Origin of the sequence: Noviherbaspirillum soli, assembly GCF_015352955.1 — a bacterium.
In the GTDB taxonomy this organism is placed as follows: Bacteria; Pseudomonadota; Gammaproteobacteria; order Burkholderiales; family Burkholderiaceae_D; genus Noviherbaspirillum_A; species Noviherbaspirillum_A soli.
In genome coordinates this window covers 270,555-288,394 of record NZ_JACYOX010000001.1, presented here as the reverse complement: position 1 = coordinate 288,394, position 17,840 = coordinate 270,555, and the positions used below count along the sequence as shown (strand labels likewise).

The window sequence follows — 17,840 nt, the reverse complement described above, 5'->3', positions numbered from 1 at the left end:
GATCCTGTCAGGCGCGTAAGCGCTCCGAATGCTCAGTGAAACTTCTTTTTGCTCTTTTCGGTCTTTGCCTTCTCAGGTGTGGCTGGCTTGTCACCCTGTTGAACCGATGGACTGGAATGGGATGTCGATTCATTCAGCAAGGGCTGCCTGCTTTGAACTTTGACGGGAGAATCCTTGCGCGATGCATCCTTGGCTCGGGGCGATACAGATGATCCGATCAGCGCAGAGAGTCGGAACGACTTCGTGCTTTCCTTCGGACTAACGACTGCCTTCGGACTCTGCACCGGACTGGTCAGTGGGCTGCCCGATGGCGTGGATGTCGGGCTGAGAGTCGCTGTCGTACCCAAAATGGATGGCCCAATTCGGTGTTGCGACGGATGAAGGCCGATGGGGCCCGAAAAGCTCGCTGACAGCCGGCCCATTTTGCCGCCCTCGATTTCTGCCCATGATTCGTTCGCCTGCACCGGGCTGGATACGGAGCGCTGCCTGCCCTGCGGGCTTGACGGCGCAAACGAGGGGGACCATGGGCGAACGGCGTCTTCCTTTTCTTCGCCAAGCCATTCGCGGCACTGGGCCAGAAGGGTGCGCAGCCCCTTCTTCAGATCTTCCTTCTCAGACCTCTCGGCACTGAAATGCTGAATGGCATCCTTCAGGCCACGCGCAATAAATTTTTCCAGCGCCGGGCAAATGCTGTTCAGTTCGGCAACCATCTCGGCCTCCTGTCCATCAACGGCGGCGACCTTTGCACGGTTAAACATCTGCATCAATCCGGAGAAGGCATGATGGGCCGCCTGGAATTCGGCTGTCGGAACGCCTTCCTGTTTGCCGGTGCCCATGAACTTCCGCATCACATCGGCAAGGACGCTCTCCAGCGCCTTCTTTATTGCATCTGCAATCGGCTGGAGTTGCCGCTTTTGTTCCCGATCGCTCAACTGTGGCCTCGTTGCCGCCGGTGTGACAGGTAGCACCGGCGTGTCGAACAGGGCCAGCAACGATGGGTCGGTAATTTCGTCAAAAACAAAGGAAGGCTTGTCTTGTTCGAGCCATTGTTGACGGCGGCTTGTGGTGTCTGTCCCGGGGGCGAGCAGGCTCCCCTGGCTTCGGCTGGAACTGGCTTGTGCTTGCGTGCCGGCCAACGCCGGCATGGCCTCCGCGGCCTGAGTGGCTGGGGACAGCCTGCTGCTGGCATTGCGCAGCGCTGGCACGCTTGCGTTGGGGCTGCGCACGGCGGCGGCATGGGACTGGATCGTTTGCCCGGCACTTGCGGTTTCCCTGCGTGGCGAAGAAACAGGCGAGGTTGGCCGCTGTTCAGTTTCGCCGGAATGGCTGACGCTCCTGGCCGAGGCGCTATCTTTTCTGACACTTAATTTAATTTTCTTGAAAGGCAAGTTACCCGATGTCTTGTTGTCGGCCGTAACGTCGTTTTCCTCCTTGCTGATGCTGGCTTTCGCAGCCGCCGCATGTTGCTCGGCCGATGGGCTGCCATGTCTGTCAAGTGTGGACGCTCGTTTCATGCTTCTTACCTCTTCAGGAGTGGCTGCTCTCGGGATCGCCTACCGACGGTCCCGAACGACGCCATCGCGGCCTCGTTCAGACCATTGCCTGGCGTGCAGCAAGGAATGTGGATGTGTGTCTGCCATTGCCGGGATCACGGTGGCCATGCTGCAGGCGCCAGCGCAACCACGCTGCTAGGCGTCCGCCTTTTCCCGCGTGGACGGCTTTGCATCGGTCGTGGTTGTCGTTGTCGTGCTGACGGTGCTTGTGGCACCTGGCGTTGATGGCGGCCCTTGCAGGGTTGTCACGTCGCCATCGTGAACGCTGTCTGCGTCGTGTACCGCTTCGTTTCGGTCAGTCGGTCCGGACAGTGCCGGCGGCGACAAGAACAGCATGCTGGGTGGGCGCGGCTTGGGTTGCGCCTTCAATGGCTTTGAGGGGGAGGACACACCCTTGCGCGGCGACACCTGTTTTGCCTCGGCCCGTGCGGGAGACGGCGACCTGGGAGGGGAGGACGGATGTTCATCGCCGTTCGTCCCGGTCCTGGCATCCAATGCCGGCGCCGGAGACGGCATCACCGTGTTGTTCACGCTCTGCTTTTCATTCCCTTTGCTTTCGGTGCGCATGTGTCTCGATGTGCGGGGCGTGGTGCTGAGCGGCGAGTGTGGCCCGGCGTTGGATGGGTTTGCACGGCTCCAGTCCAGCCTGGGCACCGTGTTCGTGTTACCTGGCGCCAGGCGCGACCGTGTATCTGCCGGCCCAGAAGAAGGGATTGTCGCATCGCTTTGAGCCTGGGGAGGGCTTGAGACAGTCTTCTCCGCCACCTGCGCCTTATGACGCTTGGCCGGGCTGTTTTTGAACTGGGGGCTGCCTTCATCGCCCTGGGCTCGCTTGCCCGACGGCGGAGAGGGCATCTTTTCAAGCCGTCCGCGGCCCGCCTCGCTGTCAGGCGAGCGCGGAGTACGCTGCACCGTGGGAGATTGCGGGAGAACTGCATCGGTTTTTTTTGTCTTCTCGTTCTTTTGCCTTTCAGGGCTGCTCACGAACCGCGGTGACGATGGACGAGGAGATCTTGGTTGTTGTTGTTGTTGTTGTTGTTGTTGTTGTTGTTGATTCAGCCTCTCGTTCACTAACTGCGACAGCGCCGTAATCTTGTGTCCAAGCTGCAGGCACTGATTATGCGCTTCTGAAAAATTCTGATCGCCATCGGGATCCTGCTTGAGTCCATCGATGGCGGCAAGCAGGAATACCTGATTTGACTTTGCGGCAAGCAGATAGGTTTGGCATTTAAGGAAATCAGTCCTATCGTAATGGGTGTCTACCTGGCCCAATGCATTACTGATTTGCGCAGCCATTTCCTGCATCCGCTGTGCATTTGCTGGCTTGCCGGCCTTCGCGCATTCCGTGGCAATGGCAGAGCCCATCTTGTCAATAAAGATGCCGATATCAAAAAAAGTCTGGCACAGGGAGTCGCTTTTGCCGATCCCCACAAGCAGTGCTTCGTATTCTTTCGTGAGGACGCGCGGCACAGCCGTGCGCGGCGACAGTGGCGTGGCGCCGTTGTCAGGCAAACGCCTCGGTGAGTCCGTTGCGCGCGGCGATCCAACTTTCTGGTTGTCCATTACTTCTCCTTTGGTTAAAGACGAATGGTCTTGCATGGGATATATGGCATGCCGGGGGTCGCCGGCCCATGGCCTCGCCGCGGGAGCGATGCAGGATGTGGCCTGGTCCGGCTTGCAGGTTCCCGCGGTCATCGCGCTGGCCTGAAGGACAGGGATTCCTGGCGCATGATCAAAACGGCAAGCTTTGTAACCGTGACTTTTTGATTGTTCCTGGCGCCTGGCCGGGTAGGCTTTAAGGGAAATGCAGAGATGCGGAGATGCGCTGAGCCGCGCGGACGCGGCTCAGGCCGGTATGCTGGATGACAGCGAGTACGCGCTGTCGGCAGAAAGCAGATGCTCGGCCTGGGCGGCAGGCACGCCGGCCGAGAAGAAATAACCCTGTCCCATCCGACAGCCCATGCGCCGCAGGGCGGCGACCTGTTCGGCCGTCTCCACGCCCTCGGCGATCGTGTCGAGTTCCAGCAGCTGGGCCAGTGTCAGGATCAGCTGCACGATGCCGGCATCGTTGCTCTCCTGGCCTAGGCCGCGCGCGAAGGCACGGTCAATCTTCAACACGTCGATGGGTAACCTTTGCAGATAGGCCAGTGAAGAATAGCCGGTGCCGAAATCGTCCAGCGCCAGGCGCAGGCCCAGGCTCTTGAGCCTGGCCAGGTTCTCGATGGTCTGCTGCGGATTGGCCATGGCCGAAGACTCGGTCAGTTCCAGTTCGATGAACTGGGGCATCACGCCCGTGCGTTCAAGTATCTGCGCCACTTCCCCGATGAAGGAAGAATGCATCAGCTGCCGCATCGACACGTTCACGCCCAGGGTCAGCGCTGTCTTGCGCGGATACTTCTGATGCCACTGCTTCAACTGGATGCAGGCTTGCTCCAGCGCCCACAGGCCGATGGGCACCACCATCCCCGAACTTTCCGCGATCGGGATGAAGTCGTCAGGCTTGATCTCGCCATACTGCGGGCTGTTCCAGCGCATCAGGAGTTCAAAGCCGCACAGCCGGCCGTCGGCCAGCGCAACCTGCGGCTGGTAGACCAGGGTCAACTCCTGGCGTTCCAGTGCGAAGCGCAGCGCCACATCCATTTGTGCGCGGCGCGTCGTTGACAGCTGGAGCTGGGCATTGAACAGTTGCGCGCGATTGCGGCCGCGCTCCTTGGCCTGGTACATCGCGGCATCGGCGTCCCTGATCAGCTCAGAGGGCGTACGGTGCTCGGGTAACAATTGCGCCACGCCGATGCTTGCATGAAGCTTGACCACGATATCGCCCACCATGATCGGCTCGGCCAGGATGTTCAGCAAGGCTGCCGCGCGTTCACAGGCGACCTCGGTGCTGTCATGGGTCAGCACGATGAATTCGTCGCCGCCAAAGCGGGCCACCATGTCCTGCGGACCGGCGGTGGACTGGATGCGGCGCGCCAGTTCGATCAGGCAGCGGTCTCCCATGTCATGGCCATGGGTGTCGTTGACGCTCTTGAAGAAATCCAGGTCGAGATAGAGCACCGAAACCTGCGGCGGCCTCTGGCCCTCCGGAGCGATCTGGTCGGCAATGGCCTTGAGCACATAGCGCCTGTTGGGCAGCCCGGTCAGGGCATCATGCATGGCCAGGTGTTCCAGCCGCATTTCATATTCCTTGCTATCGGTGACGTCGCGCACGATGCCCAGCATGCCCGATGTCACGCCATTGGCATCGCGCAGCGGATATTTGAAGGTGCGGTACCAGCGCTCCGCTTCGCCATCCCGCAAGTCCTGCACTTCAAGGTTTTCCACCGGCACGCCGCTGCGTATGACGTTCATGTCCTGCAGGTGAAGCCGATGCGCCGCATCCGGATTGACGAACATCCGGCCGCGCGCCTTCTGCAGCGCCTGCAGTTCCTCCGAAGTCTTGCCATGCAGCTCGATGTCGGAGGTACAGCCGTTGTGCCTTTGAAAGCTGGCGTTGGTGATGGTGAAGCGGCCTTCCCGGTCCTTTGCATAGATCATGGCCGGATTGAGGTCGAGCACCGTGCGCAGGAGCGCATGTTCTTCCATGAGCTTGCGCTCGGCCTCGACACGCGCGCTGATGTCCTCGATGCTGAACACCAGGCCCTTGATGGCCGGATCATGCAGCATGTTGTAGCCGCGGATTTCAAGCCATACCCAGTTGCCTTCACGATGCCTGATGCGCAGTTTCATCGCCAGGCTGGTGCCGGGGGTGCGTCGCAGCAGGCGCAGGTTGTCGTTTCGACGCGCGAGATCATCCGGATGGATCTCGGGCACGGCGCCGCTGGTCATCTCGTGCTCGGTGTAGCCAAGCACGTCATTGACTGCCGGGTTGATGTAGGTCGTGTTGAAATGCCGGTCAGTGATCATGAACACATGCTTGGCTGCCCGTGCAATCACATTGAAGCGGCGCTCGTTGGTCAGCGCCTGTTCCAGCGACGCCAGGTTCATCTCCATCGCGCGCGAAAGCCAGGTGGACAGCAGGCCGGCAAACAGGGTGACGAAAAACCCGGGCAGCCAGTCTTCGGGCTGACTGCCGCCCGCAACGCTGGTCAGCACGCCGGTTGCCGAGATGCCGAGAATCACCGCCATGGCATGCGGCGCCGGCAGGACCAGCGGAAACACGCCGGCCAGGCCTATCCACCACGGCAACGGCGCTATCGGCAACTGCGCCTGCACCGACAGCATGCCGATAGCGGTGCAGGATGCCAGCAGTTCCATCAGGACGTGGCGCCTGCCGAGCAAAAGCAAGCCGGGCCTGAGCAGGCGCACCATGGCGACGGTCGCCAGCACGCCCACCACGAACAGGGCCACCTTGACGACGCCTGCCGATCCGGGATGCGCTATCCACAGCAGCACGCCGGTCTCCACCAGCAGGCTGGCATAAAGAAAAAGCGAACCGGCGCGGAAGATATCCGGGCCGGTGTAAGCGCTACCCCGTTGCGGTAGCGTCAGTTTCATGGCAGCACTGGCTTGACCCTGGATGCCGCTTCCTTGGCATGACGGCGCGCCGTCTCGATATCTCCTGCGGCGGCCAGCGCCACGCCCATGCGGCGCCGGGCATGGGATTGCGGTTTGCCAAACAGCCGGATGTCCGAGCCCGGCACGGCGAGGGCGTCGGCAACGCCTTCGAACGCGATGCCGACGGCTTCATGCTGGCCATAGATCACGGCCGACGCGGCTGGCGAGCGCAGCGCGGTATTGACCGGCAGACCCAGGATCGCGCGCGCATGCAGGTCGAATTCGCTCTGGAACTGGCTTGCCATGGTCACCATGCCGGTGTCATGCGGGCGCGGGCTGACTTCGGAGAACCACACCATGTCGCCGGCAACGAACAATTCCACGCCGAAAATGCCCAGTCCGCCGAGATTGTCGGTCACCTGGCGGGCGATCTCGCGGGAACGCTCAAGCGCTAGCGATGGCATCGGGTGGGGCTGCCAGGATTCGACATAGTCGCCCTGCACCTGGACATGGCCGATCGGATCGCAGAAACTGGTTTCGGTCTCGCCCAGGGCATTGCGCGAGCGCACCGTCAGCAGGGTGATTTCATACTCGAAGCGGATGAAGCCCTCGACGATCACGCGCCCGGAATCAACCCGGCTGCCGGCTGCCGCGGCATGCCATGCGGCTTCCACGTCCTCCGGGCCGTCGAGCTTGGACTGGCCCTTGCCGGAGGAAGACATCACCGGCTTGACGATGCAGGGAAAACCCAGTTCATGGCAGGCTGCGCGCATGGCCTCCAGGCTGTCGGCGAACCGGTAGGGCGATGTCGGCAATCCGAGTTCCTCGGCGGCCAGCCTCCGGATGCCTTCGCGGTTCATGGTCAGCCAGGCGGCGCGCGCCGTGGGAATCACTGTGGCCTTGCCATCGCGCTCCAGCTCGACCAGCGTCTGCGTGGCAATCGCCTCGATTTCCGGCACCACGAGATCGGGCTGCTCGGCTGCGATCAGTGCCGCGAGGGCGTTGCCGTCGGTCATGTCGATCACGTGGGCACGGTGCGCCAGTTGCTGGCCGGGCGCGTTTTCATAACGATCGACGGCAATGGTTTCGACGCCCAGGCGCTGCAAGGCAATGATGACTTCGCGGCCCAGCTCGCCCGAGCCGAGCAGCATGACCTTGGTGGCAGTGGGGGACAGGGGCGTGCCGAGGCGTGCGGGTATGGTCATGTTGATTCTGCGGGGAATGTAGGTCAGGAATAATAGGAAATTACCAACGCGACAATACCAAACGTCGCTGGGTTTGGACAGCCATATCGGCGTGGTAACGGAGAATACGCAAAGAAAAACCGCCGGCGTGATGCCGGCGGTTCGGGAGCGGGAAAGGCGTCAGGAACGCCGGGTTCTCGTCAGTCGTCAGCGTAGATGTTGCGGTCCTTGGTCTCACGCACGAACAGCAAGCCGATCACGAAGGTGATCAGGGCGATGATGATCGGGTACCAGAGACCGTAGTAGATGTCGCCCTTGTAGGCCACCAGCGCGAAGGCGGTGGTGGGGAGCAGGCCGCCAAACCAGCCGTTGCCGATATGGTAGGGCAGCGACATCGAGGTATAGCGGATGCGGGTCGGGAACATTTCCACCAGCATGGCTGCGATCGGGCCGTAGACCATGGTCACGTAGATCACCAGCACGGTCAGCAGCGCCAGAACCATCGGCTTGTTGATCTGCGCCGGATCGGCCTTGGTCGGATAGCCGGCTGCCTTGACGGCATCGCCCAACTCCTTCTTGAAGGCGGCATCCTTGGCGGCGGCCTCTTCCTTGGACAGGCTGGTGGCGTCGTAACCGTTGATCACCTTGTCGCCGACCTTGACGGTGGCCACCGAGCCAGGTTCGCCGGCCACATTGGTGTAGGCCACCGATGCATTGGACAACTGGGTACGGGCGATGTCGCAGGACGAAGTGAACTTCTTGGTGCCGGTCGGGTTGAACAGGAACTGGCATTTGGCCGGATCGGCAGTGACCACAACGGGCGAATTCTTGATCGCGTTTTCCAGCGCCGGGTTGGCGTAATGGGTCAGCGCCGAGAAGATCGGGAAATAGGTCAGGGCTGCGATCAGGCAACCTCCCAGGATGATGGGCTTGCGGCCGATCTTGTCGGACAGGATGCCGAAGATCACGAAGAACGGGGTGCCGATCACCAGGGAGGCGGCGATGAACAGGTTGGCCGTGGCGCCGTCGACCTTCAGCGTCTGCGTCAGGAAGAACAAAGCGTAGAACTGGCCCGTGTACCACACCACGGCCTGGCCGGCGGTCAGGCCGATCAGGGCCAGGATCACGATCTTCAGGTTGCCCCATTGGCCGAAGGCTTCCGACAGCGGCGCCTTCGAGGTCTTGCCTTCGGCTTTCATCTTGGCAAAAGCCGGCGACTCATTCATCGACAGCCGGATCCAGACCGAAATCGCCAGCAGGAACACCGACACCAGGAACGGAACGCGCCAGCCCCAGGCGGCGAAGGCCTCCTCGCCGACGGCGGTGCGGGTGCCCAGGATCACCATCAGCGACAGGAACAGGCCCAGCGTCGCGGTGGTCTGGATCCACGAAGTGAAGAAGCCGCGCTTGCCTTCAGGGGCATGCTCGGCAACATAGGTCGCGGCGCCGCCGTATTCGCCGCCCAGCGCCAGGCCCTGCAGGATGCGCAGGATGATGAGGATGATGGGGGCGGCGATGCCGATCGAATTGTAGTTGGGCAGCAGGCCGACGATGAAGGTGGACGCGCCCATGATCAGGATGGTGACCAGGAAGGTGTACTTGCGGCCGATCATGTCGCCGAGGCGACCGAACACCAGCGCGCCGAACGGGCGGACGATGAAACCGGCGGCAAAGGCCAGCAGGGCGAAAATGAAGGCGGTGCTGGGGTCGGTGCCGGCGAAGAACTGCTTGGCGATGATGGCGGCCAGCGAGCCGTAAAGGTAGAAGTCGTACCACTCGAATACCGTTCCCAGGGAAGACGCAAAGATGACCTTGCGCTCCTCCTTGGTCATGCTGCCCGAGGCGGCGGTCTGCACAGTGCTCATGATGTCTCCGTTGAAATGTTTGTTGTACGGGCCGGGCCCGCGAATTCATGATGCTGAGGCGCAGTGTAGGAGTCTTACCTTACGGCAGGCTTGCTTGAAACTTACTGGATTCTTACGCAGGCGGCTTCCATGTATCGTCCGTGCCTGCCGCTGTTTTACAATGCTGTTCCGCTAATTTCTCGCACTCCGCGCCGAGCCCCCCCACCGTGTTCCATATCCAATCCTTGCATCATGCGCCCTGATATCCATCCATCATTCGGCGACGAGGTCGCGTACGACATGCAGGCAGTGCAACGCTGGTTTTCCGCCTCCACGCTCGCCAAGGCCAGCGGCTATATCAACTCAGTGATCACGCTCGGCTGGGCCAGAGGCACGCTGTTTGCCGACGTCCAGGGCTCGGAGCGCCGGCCGTACATGCTTTCTGTCTCGTTCCTTGAAAGCCCCATGGGCCTGCAGGCACACGGCAGTTGCCGTTGTCCTGTGGGAGCGAACTGCAAGCATGTTGCCGCGGCGCTGCTGGCCAACCTTGAAAGGACCACCTCCTCGGCCGACCAGCCGCGCCCGGAAATGCTGCGCTGGCTGGAAGATTTTCGCGCCCAGTGCCAGGCCAGCAAGGCGTCCGCCGAGCGCAAGGCAGCGAAAAACGATCTTTGCCTGCTGTATCTGCTGGCGTGGGAGCCGTATCAGCAATGCCCTGCAGTGAGCATGTTCAAGACGCACCGAAGCGAGAGGATGGCGCTGCGCAGGAACGCCGACTCCTGGAACAATGTGCAGCCGGCATTGTTGAAGCCGCCGAAGTTCGTTGCCGAACAGGACATGCCCATCCTGCGCGGGCTATGGATGACGCGCAAGACCGACTACGACGACAAGTTTCTTCTGCGCGGCGAGGCTGGCGCGGATCTGCTCGAAAGGCTGGTGGCCACCGGACGCCTGTATCTGGATACCGTGGACCAAAGCGGCAGCGGGCAGGCGGACGCCACGTACCGCGGGCCGTTGCGGCCGGCTGGCGTGCGCGCCAGCCGTATTGCCTGGGAGGTGGAAAAGGGTGGGCTGCTGCGGCCCGCGCTGCATGTCGATCCCGCGGCCGAAGTGCTCATTACGGTAGAGCCGCCCTGGTACGCGGACCCGGCCTCGCTGGAGGCGGGAGTGGTGGAATTGCCGGCCGCCATGCGCGAGGTGCCGTCGCGCAGCGTTGCCGGCTACCTGTCGATGCCGCCGATCCTGCCGGTTGAGGCGGCCCTCGTGGCGGCGGTGCTGAGCGAAACCGTGCCAGTCCTGCCGCCGCCGCCGCTGGAACAGCTCGCGTCTCTGCGTACGATCGACCTGGAGCCGGTGCCGGTGCTGGCGCTGGATGCGCGCTTGGTCTACATGGACCACAACGGGCAATATACCTACCGGGCCCATGTGCTGGACTTCGGCACGGTGGACTTCCTCTACGACGATATCCGCGTGCCTGCCTACAGCGATACCACGCTGTTTGCCGACCTCAAACAGCAGATGGTGCAGGTCAAGCGCAAGCCGGAAGCGGAAGCCGCGCGGATCAGGCAACTCAAGGCGGCCGGTCTGCGCAAGGTCACGGTTCAGCATCCTGAACATCATGGCTTGCCGCATCGCATCTTCACGCCGCGTGAATCTGACGGCTGGGACGAATTCATGCAGGAGGGCCTGCGCGGGCTGCGCGGCAAGGGCTGGCAAGTGGCGATGTCGCCCGACAGCCGCTTCAACGTCATCGACATCGACGCCATTGACGGCGTCGCGCGCCAGAACAAGGATGGCTGGTTCAGCCTGGAGCTGGGGATTGCCGTCAACGAGCGCACCGTGCGGCTGGAGCCGCTTCTGCTTGAACTGTTCAAGCGTGATCCGCGCTGGCGCAAGGGACTGCTGGAGGGCATTGACGACGATGAAGCGATCGAGCTGAAAACCCCGGAAGGTGAACGGCTGCGCATCCGCGCGGAGCGCCTGAAGCCAGTGGTGCGCACCCTGATCGACCTGTTCGACACCATGCAGGATGGCGAACTGCGCATGGGGCCTCTGGATACCGGACGCCTGGATGCGCTCAATGCCACTGGACGCTGGGAGTTCCATGGCGATAGCGCGGTGCGCGAGTTGGCGCAGCGGCTGCGCGAAGGCGGCGGCCTGCAGACAATCAAGCCGCCGCGCGGCCTGAAGGCGACCTTGCGCCCGTATCAGCAGCAGGGCCTGGACTGGATGCAATTCCTGCGCCGGCACCGGCTAGCCGGCGTTCTGGCAGACGACATGGGGCTGGGCAAGACGGTGCAGACGCTGGCCCATGTGCTGGCGGAAAAGCAGGCCGGACGCCTCGACCGGCCGGCGCTGGTCGTGATGCCGACCACGCTGGTGCCCAACTGGCTGGCCGAAGCCGCCCGCTTTGCGCCTGGCCTTAAGGTGCTGGGCCTGCATGGCGCGCAACGCAAGGACAGCTTCGAGCGCATCGGCGAATCCGACCTGGTGCTGACCACCTATCCGCTGGTCTGGCGCGACCATGAGGCGCTGGCCGCGCATGCCTATCACCTGCTGATCCTCGACGAGGCACAGTATGTGAAGAATGCCGCGTCCCGCGGCGCCGCCGCGATCCGCCAGCTCGATGCCCGCCATCGGCTGTGCCTGACGGGAACGCCGCTGGAAAACAATCTGGGCGAACTATGGGCCCAGTTCGATTTCCTGCTGCCGGGATTCCTCGGCAGCCAGCAGGACTTCAACAAGCGCTGGCGCAATCCGATCGAGAAATTCGGCGACAACACGCGGCGCGAGCTGCTGGCGCGGCGCCTGCGGCCGTTCATGCTGCGCCGGAAAAAGGACCATGTGGCGACCGAGCTGCCGCCCAAGACGCAGATCGTGACCACGGTCGAGCTGGAAGCGGCGCAGCGCGACCTGTATGAAACGGTGCGCACCGCGATGCAGAAGAAGGTCAGGGAAGCCATCGCCGGACAAGGACTGGCGCGCAGCCACATCATCGTGCTGGATGCATTGCTGAAACTGCGCCAGGCCTGCTGCGACCCGCGCCTGGTCAAGCTGCGTGGCGCCAAGTCCGCGCAATCGGCCAAGCTCGAGATGCTGATGACGATGCTGCCCGCGCTGCTGGACGAAGGCCGCAGGATACTGCTTTTCTCCCAGTTCACGGCGATGCTGGACCTGATTGCCGAGGCGCTCGACGCCGCTGGAATTCCATATGTCATGCTGACCGGCGAGACCAGCGACCGCAGCCTGCCGGTGCAGCGATTTCAGCAGGGCGAGGTGCCGCTGTTCCTGATCAGCCTCAAGGCCGGCGGCGTTGGCCTGAACCTGACTGCCGCCGACACCGTCATTCACTACGATCCGTGGTGGAATCCCGCGGCCGAGAACCAGGCGACCGACCGCGCACATCGCCTGGGGCAGGACAAGCCGGTGTTTGTCTACAAGCTGATTGTGGCGGGCAGCATCGAGGAAAAGATCGTCGCGCTGCAGGAACGCAAGGCCGCGCTGGCCGACAGCATCTTGTCCGATCGCGCCGCTGGAAGTGCCGCCTTTTCCAGCGAGGACATTGAAGCGCTGTTCGCGCCGCTGCCGGAATTGCCCGGAGAAAAATGAGAATGCCCGGTACAGGATGAAAGACTGTCAAAAGTTTTGCGAACGACCGTACTTAATTATGCTATTCTCGCTGCACAAGAAAAAGTCGTTCCAGTTTGTTTCGCAACCCGGCGCCAATCGCCGCATACCGAATTTCATTCCAACCAGGAGACCCACATGACTGACGCCGTCATCGTTTCGACCGCCCGCACCGCCCTTGCCAAGTCCTGGAAAGGCGCCTTCAACATGACCCACGGCGCAACCATGGGCGGCCACGCGCTGTCGCATGCCATCCAGCGCGCAGGCATCGAGCCCGGTGAAGTCGAAGACGTGCTGATCGGCTGCGCCACTCCGGAAGGTGCCACCGGCAGCAACATCGCCCGCCAGATCGCCATCCGTGGCGGCTGCCCGGTCACCACCGCCGGCATGACCATCAACCGTTTCTGCTCCTCCGGCCTGCAGACCATCGCCACCGCAGCCCAGCGCGTGATCGCGGGCGAAGGCGACATCTATGCCGCCGGCGGCGTGGAGTCGATTTCCTGCGTGCAGCAGGAAGCCAACAAGCACATGATCGTCGAGACCTGGCTCAAGCAGAACAAGCCGGAAATCTACTGGCCGATGCTGCAGACCGCCGAGAACGTCGCCAAGCGCTACAACATCAGCAAGGAGCGCCAGGACGAATACGGCGTGCGCAGCCAGCAGCGCGCATTCGCCGCGCTGAACGAAGGCAAGTTCAAGGACGAGATCGTGCCGATGACCACCATCATGGGCGTGGCCGACAAGGCGTCCGGCATGCTGATGACCCGTGAAGTCACCATCGATGCCGATGAAGGCATCCGCGGCGACACCACGATGGAAGGCGTGTCCAAGATCCGCACCGCGGTGCCGGGCGGCGTGGTGACCGCAGGCAACGCCAGCCAGTTCTCCGACGGCGCCTCGGTGGCCATCGTGATGAACAGCAAGCTTGCCGAGCAGCGCGGCCTGACCCCGCTGGGCATCTTCCGCGGCTTTGCCATTGCCGGCTGCGAGCCGGACGAAATGGGCATCGGCCCGGTGTTCGCCATCCCCAAGCTGCTGCAGAAGGCCGGCCTGAAGGTCGAGGACATCGACCTGTGGGAACTCAACGAAGCCTTCGCCGTCCAGGTGCTGTACTGCGCCGACAAGCTGGGCATCCCGATGGACCGCCTGAACGTCAATGGCGGCGCAATCGCGGTTGGCCATCCCTACGGCGTGTCGGGCGCGCGCCTGACCGGCCATGCGCTGATCGAAGGCAAGCGCCGCGGCGCCAAGCTGGTGGTGGTGACCATGTGCATCGGCGGCGGCCAGGGCGCTGCCGGCCTGTTCGAAGTCGTTTAAGCGCGCAAGCGCGGAGGCAGCGCACGGCTGCCTTCAGCGCCCGCCGGCGGCCTGGGCTGCGGCGGGCGCCTGCCTCATCTCATCAACAGGATCGCGCAGGCACGGACTTGCGCGACGGAGACCAGCATGCAATCCAAACTTCTATCCCGCCGCGACATCGACTTCCTGCTGTATGAATGGCTCAACGTCGAGTCGCTGACTTCGCGTGCGCGCTATGCCGACCACAGCCGCGAGACCTTCAACGCCGCAATGGACACCTGCGAACAGATCGCCACCGACCTGTTCGCTCCGCATAACAAGAAGAGCGACCAGCAGGAGCCGCATTTCGACGGCGAGCAGGTCACCATGATTCCGGAAGTCGGCGCGGCGCTGAAGGTGTTTTGCGAGGCGGGCCTGATGGCCGCCGGCCAGGACTACGAGCGCGGCGGCATGCAGTTGCCGTGCGTGGTCGAGAAAGCCGGCTTTGCCTACTTCAAGGCAGCCAATGTCGGGACTTCGTCCTACCCCTTCCTGACCATAGGCAATGCCAACACGCTGCTCAAGTGCGGCACGCCCGAACAGATCAGGACCTTTGTCGAGCCGATGCTCGAAGGCCGCTTTTTCGGCACCATGTGCCTGTCCGAGCCGCAGGCCGGCTCCAGCCTGTCCGACATCGTGACCCGCGCCGAGCCGCAGGAAGACGGCACCTACCGGCTGACCGGCAACAAGATGTGGATCTCGGCCGGCGAGCATGAGCTGTCGGAAAACATCGTGCACCTGGTGCTGGCCAAGGTGCCTGGCCCGGACGGCAAGCTCATTCCCGGCGTCAAGGGCATTTCCCTTTTCATCGTGCCGAAGAAGCTGGTCAACGAGGACGGCAGCCTGGGCGAGCGCAATGACGTGGTGCTGGCCGGCCTGAATCACAAGATGGGCTATCGCGGCACCACCAACTGCCTGCTCAATTTCGGCGAGGGCAAGTTCAGGCCCAAGGGCAAGGCGGGCGCCATCGGCTACCTGGTGGGCGAAGTCCACAAGGGCCTGGCCAACATGTTCCACATGATGAACGAGGCCCGCATCGGCGTCGGCCTGGGCGCGGTGGTGCTGGGGTACACCGGCTACCTGCATGCGCTGGACTATGCGCGCAACCGTCCGCAGGGACGGCATCCGATGAACAAGGATCCCGCCAAGCCGCAGCTGAGGATCATCGAGCATACCGACGTCAAGCGCATGCTGCTGGCGCAGAAAGCCTACGTCGAGGGCGGCATGGCGCTGGCGCTGTACTGCTCGCTGCTGGTCGACGAGCAGCGCACCAACGAGAGCCCGGAAGCGGTGCGCGAGGCCTCGCTGCTGCTGGACATGCTGACGCCCATCGTCAAGTCCTGGCCGTCGCAGTGGTGCCTGGAAGCCAACAATCTGGCGATCCAGGTGCACGGCGGCTACGGCTATACCCGTGAATACAACGTCGAGCAGTTCTACCGCGACAACCGGCTCAATCCCATCCATGAAGGCACCCATGGCATCCAGGGCCTCGACCTGCTGGGCCGCAAGGTGGTCATGCAGGAAGGCGCGGCGTTCAAGGCCTATGCCAATGCGGTGCAGAAAACAATCGACCGTGCGCTGGCCGTGAAGGAACTGGCGGCCGATGCCCATGCGCTGGGCGCGGCGCTGCAGCGCATCGATGCGGTGACCCGTTTGCTGTATGCCGCCGGCGACATGAACAAGACCCTGGCCAATGCCTCGCTGTACCTGGAAGCCTTTGGTCATACGGTGCTGGCGTGGATCTGGCTGGAGCAGGCGCTGGTGGCGGTGGGCAAGGAAGGCCATGACGCCGACTTCTACCGCGGCAAGCTTCAGGCCTGCGCCTACTTCTTCAAGTGGGAGCTTCCGAAGGTGCATCAGCAGCTGGACCTGCTGGAAACCGTCGACACCACCACGCTGGACATGCAGGACGACTGGTTCTGAGGCCAGACGGCGCGTGGGCAGGCAGGGCTTTCGCGCCGTTTATTCAAGAGATGAAACGATACGGAGCATCGATGCTGAAGCACATCGTGATGTGGAAACTGAAGGACCAGGCCGAGGGCGCAGACAGGGCAGCCAATGCGCTGAAGATGAAGGAACTGCTCGACGCCTGCGCCGGCATCGTGCCCGGCATCCTGAAGTTCGAGGTGGCGCTGGCCCAGGCCGGCCTGGAAGCAAGCTATGACGTGGTGCTGTACTCGGAATTCGCCGACCGCGCCGCGCTCGATGCCTACCAGGAGCATCCGCAGCACGTTGCGCTCAAGCCATTCATCGGCGCAGTGCGCGAGGCGCGCCAGTGCATGGATTATGAGATCTGAAACCTTTTCATTCAGTAGGGCGCAATACCCGAAGGGCATTGCACCATTGGTCGATGAAAGAAATTTTTCGAATTAGCGTTTTTGGCAAGCGTCCCACGGTGGAATGCCCCTTCGGGGTATTCCACCCTACGTCAGCTAAAACGTTTGCGGTGGCGTAGGGTGCAATACCCGAAGGGCATTGCACCATCGGCCAGCCCTACATGACACCGGGAGCGGCGACGCATCCCCGCCATTCAAACAAAGACGACTCGACGAGTCACAAGGAGACAAGATGAGAACCACCCAACAGTTATTCGACCTCAAGGGCAAGACCGCCCTGATCACCGGCGGCTCGCGCGGCCTCGGCCTGCAGATCGCTGAAGCGCTCGGCGAGCAGGGCGCCACCCTGGTGCTGTCCTCGCGCAAGCAATCCGATCTCGACGAAGCAGTGGCGCACCTGAAGTCGCGCGGCATCGAAGCCAGCGCCATTGCCGCCGACCTGTCGCGCGAGGAAGCGGTCGGCCCGCTGGTGGCCGAGGCCATGAAGCGACTTGGCCACATCGACATCCTGGTCAACAATGCCGGCGCCACCTGGGGCGCGCCAGCCCAGGACTATCCGACCGAAGCCTGGGACAAGGTGATGAACCTGAACATCCGCAGCATCTTCCTGCTGTCGCGGGAAGTGGGCAAGCAGTCGATGATTCCGCGCAAGTACGGCCGCATCGTCAATGTCGCCTCCATCGCCGGCCTGTCCGGCAACGGCCCGGACTCGATGCAGACCATCGCCTACAACACCTCCAAGGGCGCTGTGGTGAACTTCACCCGCACCCTGGCCGGCGAATGGGGCCGTCACAACATCACGGTCAATGCGCTGGCGCCGGGCTTCTTCCCGTCCAGGATGACCAAGGGCATCCTGGAGCAGCGCGGCGAGGAGAACCTGGCCAAGCGCGCGCCGCTGCAGCGCATCGGCGACGACGAAGACCTGAAGGGCGCGGCGCTGCTGTTCGCCTCCGACGCCGGCAAGCACATCACCGGCCAGATCCTCGCCGTCGACGGCGGCGTGTCGTCGGTGCACTGATGACGGCGTTCACCCCGAAACAGCAGCCGTTCCCGTCTGAAATCCCGTTCCTGCACGACCTCGGCGTCGAGTTCCACGGCATGGGGGATGGCCGCGCCGAGATCGCGCTGACGCTGCAGCCGCGCCATATGAACAGCTGGCATGTGACCCATGGCGGCGTGGTGATGACGCTGCTGGATGTGGTGATGTCCATGGCCGGCCGCTCGCTCGACCCGGAAGCCCGCGGCGGCGTCACCATCGAGATGAAGACCAGTTTCATGGAGCCGGGCGGCAAGGCCGGCGGCCGCATCGTCGCCCGTGGCCACGCCTTCCACCGTTCCCGCACCATGTGCTTCTGCGAAGGCGAGCTGTGGGATGGGGAACGGCTGGTGGCCAAGTCCATGGGCACATTCAAGTTTTTGAAGCGCACCGACGCCGGCCCCCGCATCGAGAAGGGCTGAACCGGT

11 protein-coding genes are annotated in these 17,840 nt (G+C 62.9%); 6 read left to right on the top strand and 5 right to left on the bottom strand.

Features of this window, described 5'->3' with window-relative positions:
- Positions 1–32: 32 nt before the first annotated feature.
- The 5 genes from IGW04_RS01245 to IGW04_RS01225 all read right to left on the bottom strand — a co-directional run bounded on the left by IGW04_RS01245 (position 33) and on the right by IGW04_RS01225 (position 9,099).
- On the bottom strand, positions 33–1,514 hold the full coding sequence (locus IGW04_RS01245; protein ID WP_194711195.1) for a hypothetical protein: 1,482 nt from the start codon (positions 1,512–1,514) through the stop codon (positions 33–35).
- Between the two features lie 174 nt (positions 1,515–1,688).
- On the bottom strand, positions 1,689–3,116 hold the full coding sequence (locus tag IGW04_RS01240) for a hypothetical protein (protein WP_194711194.1): 1,428 nt from the start codon (positions 3,114–3,116) through the stop codon (positions 1,689–1,691).
- A gap of 282 nt (positions 3,117–3,398) precedes the next feature.
- Complete coding sequence (locus tag IGW04_RS01235) at positions 3,399–6,050, bottom strand: putative bifunctional diguanylate cyclase/phosphodiesterase (RefSeq protein ID WP_194711193.1); 2,652 nt, start codon at positions 6,048–6,050, stop codon at positions 3,399–3,401.
- Positions 6,047–7,255, bottom strand: a complete 1,209-nt coding sequence (gene purT / locus IGW04_RS01230; protein WP_194711192.1) for a formate-dependent phosphoribosylglycinamide formyltransferase — start codon at positions 7,253–7,255, stop codon at positions 6,047–6,049. The genes IGW04_RS01235 and purT overlap by 4 nt, the downstream gene beginning before the upstream one ends.
- Positions 7,256–7,434: 179 nt before the next feature.
- Complete coding sequence (locus tag IGW04_RS01225) at positions 7,435–9,099, bottom strand: MFS transporter (protein ID WP_194711191.1); 1,665 nt, start codon at positions 9,097–9,099, stop codon at positions 7,435–7,437.
- A 231-nt stretch (positions 9,100–9,330) separates the two neighbouring features.
- Here IGW04_RS01225 and IGW04_RS01220 point away from each other — a divergent pair, with 231 nt between their 5' ends.
- The 6 genes from IGW04_RS01220 (at position 9,331) to IGW04_RS01195 (ending at position 17,834) form a co-directional block, all read left to right on the top strand.
- Positions 9,331–12,687, top strand: coding sequence for a DEAD/DEAH box helicase (locus tag IGW04_RS01220; protein WP_228526731.1), 3,357 nt, complete (start codon positions 9,331–9,333; stop codon positions 12,685–12,687).
- Between the two features lie 156 nt (positions 12,688–12,843).
- Positions 12,844–14,022 carry an acetyl-CoA C-acyltransferase gene (locus IGW04_RS01215; protein WP_194711190.1) on the top strand — a complete coding sequence of 393 codons (1,179 nt, stop codon included), beginning with the start codon at positions 12,844–12,846 and terminating at the stop codon, positions 14,020–14,022.
- A 126-nt stretch (positions 14,023–14,148) separates the two neighbouring features.
- The gene (locus IGW04_RS01210; RefSeq protein ID WP_194711189.1) at positions 14,149–15,963 is read left to right on the top strand and encodes an acyl-CoA dehydrogenase; all 1,815 of its coding nucleotides are present in this window, start codon (positions 14,149–14,151) and stop codon (positions 15,961–15,963) included.
- Between the two features lie 71 nt (positions 15,964–16,034).
- Entirely contained in the window at positions 16,035–16,337 is a 303-nt protein-coding gene (locus tag IGW04_RS01205; RefSeq protein ID WP_194711188.1) for a Dabb family protein, read from the top strand.
- 271 nt (positions 16,338–16,608) lie between these two features.
- Positions 16,609–17,394, top strand: a complete 786-nt coding sequence (locus IGW04_RS01200; protein WP_194711187.1) for an SDR family oxidoreductase — start codon at positions 16,609–16,611, stop codon at positions 17,392–17,394.
- Complete coding sequence (locus IGW04_RS01195) at positions 17,394–17,834, top strand: PaaI family thioesterase (RefSeq protein ID WP_194711186.1); 441 nt, start codon at positions 17,394–17,396, stop codon at positions 17,832–17,834. Before IGW04_RS01200 ends, IGW04_RS01195 begins: the two co-directional genes overlap by 1 nt.
- Positions 17,835–17,840 lie beyond the last annotated feature (6 nt).

Bases quoted from the DNA above. Each gene is read 5' to 3' on its own strand.
- IGW04_RS01245 (WP_194711195.1), bottom strand. From the start codon at position 1,514: ATGAAACGAGCGTCCACACTTGACAGACATGGCAGCCCATCGGCCGAG.
- IGW04_RS01240 (WP_194711194.1), bottom strand. From the start codon at position 3,116: ATGGACAACCAGAAAGTTGGATCGCCGCGCGCAACGGACTCACCGAGG.
- IGW04_RS01235 (WP_194711193.1), bottom strand. From the start codon at position 6,050: ATGAAACTGACGCTACCGCAACGGGGTAGCGCTTACACCGGCCCGGAT.
- purT (WP_194711192.1), bottom strand. From the start codon at position 7,255: ATGACCATACCCGCACGCCTCGGCACGCCCCTGTCCCCCACTGCCACC.
- IGW04_RS01225 (WP_194711191.1), bottom strand. From the start codon at position 9,099: ATGAGCACTGTGCAGACCGCCGCCTCGGGCAGCATGACCAAGGAGGAG.
- IGW04_RS01220 (WP_228526731.1), top strand. From the start codon at position 9,331: ATGCGCCCTGATATCCATCCATCATTCGGCGACGAGGTCGCGTACGAC.
- IGW04_RS01215 (WP_194711190.1), top strand. From the start codon at position 12,844: ATGACTGACGCCGTCATCGTTTCGACCGCCCGCACCGCCCTTGCCAAG.
- IGW04_RS01210 (WP_194711189.1), top strand. From the start codon at position 14,149: ATGCAATCCAAACTTCTATCCCGCCGCGACATCGACTTCCTGCTGTAT.
- IGW04_RS01205 (WP_194711188.1), top strand. From the start codon at position 16,035: ATGCTGAAGCACATCGTGATGTGGAAACTGAAGGACCAGGCCGAGGGC.
- IGW04_RS01200 (WP_194711187.1), top strand. From the start codon at position 16,609: ATGAGAACCACCCAACAGTTATTCGACCTCAAGGGCAAGACCGCCCTG.
- IGW04_RS01195 (WP_194711186.1), top strand. From the start codon at position 17,394: ATGACGGCGTTCACCCCGAAACAGCAGCCGTTCCCGTCTGAAATCCCG.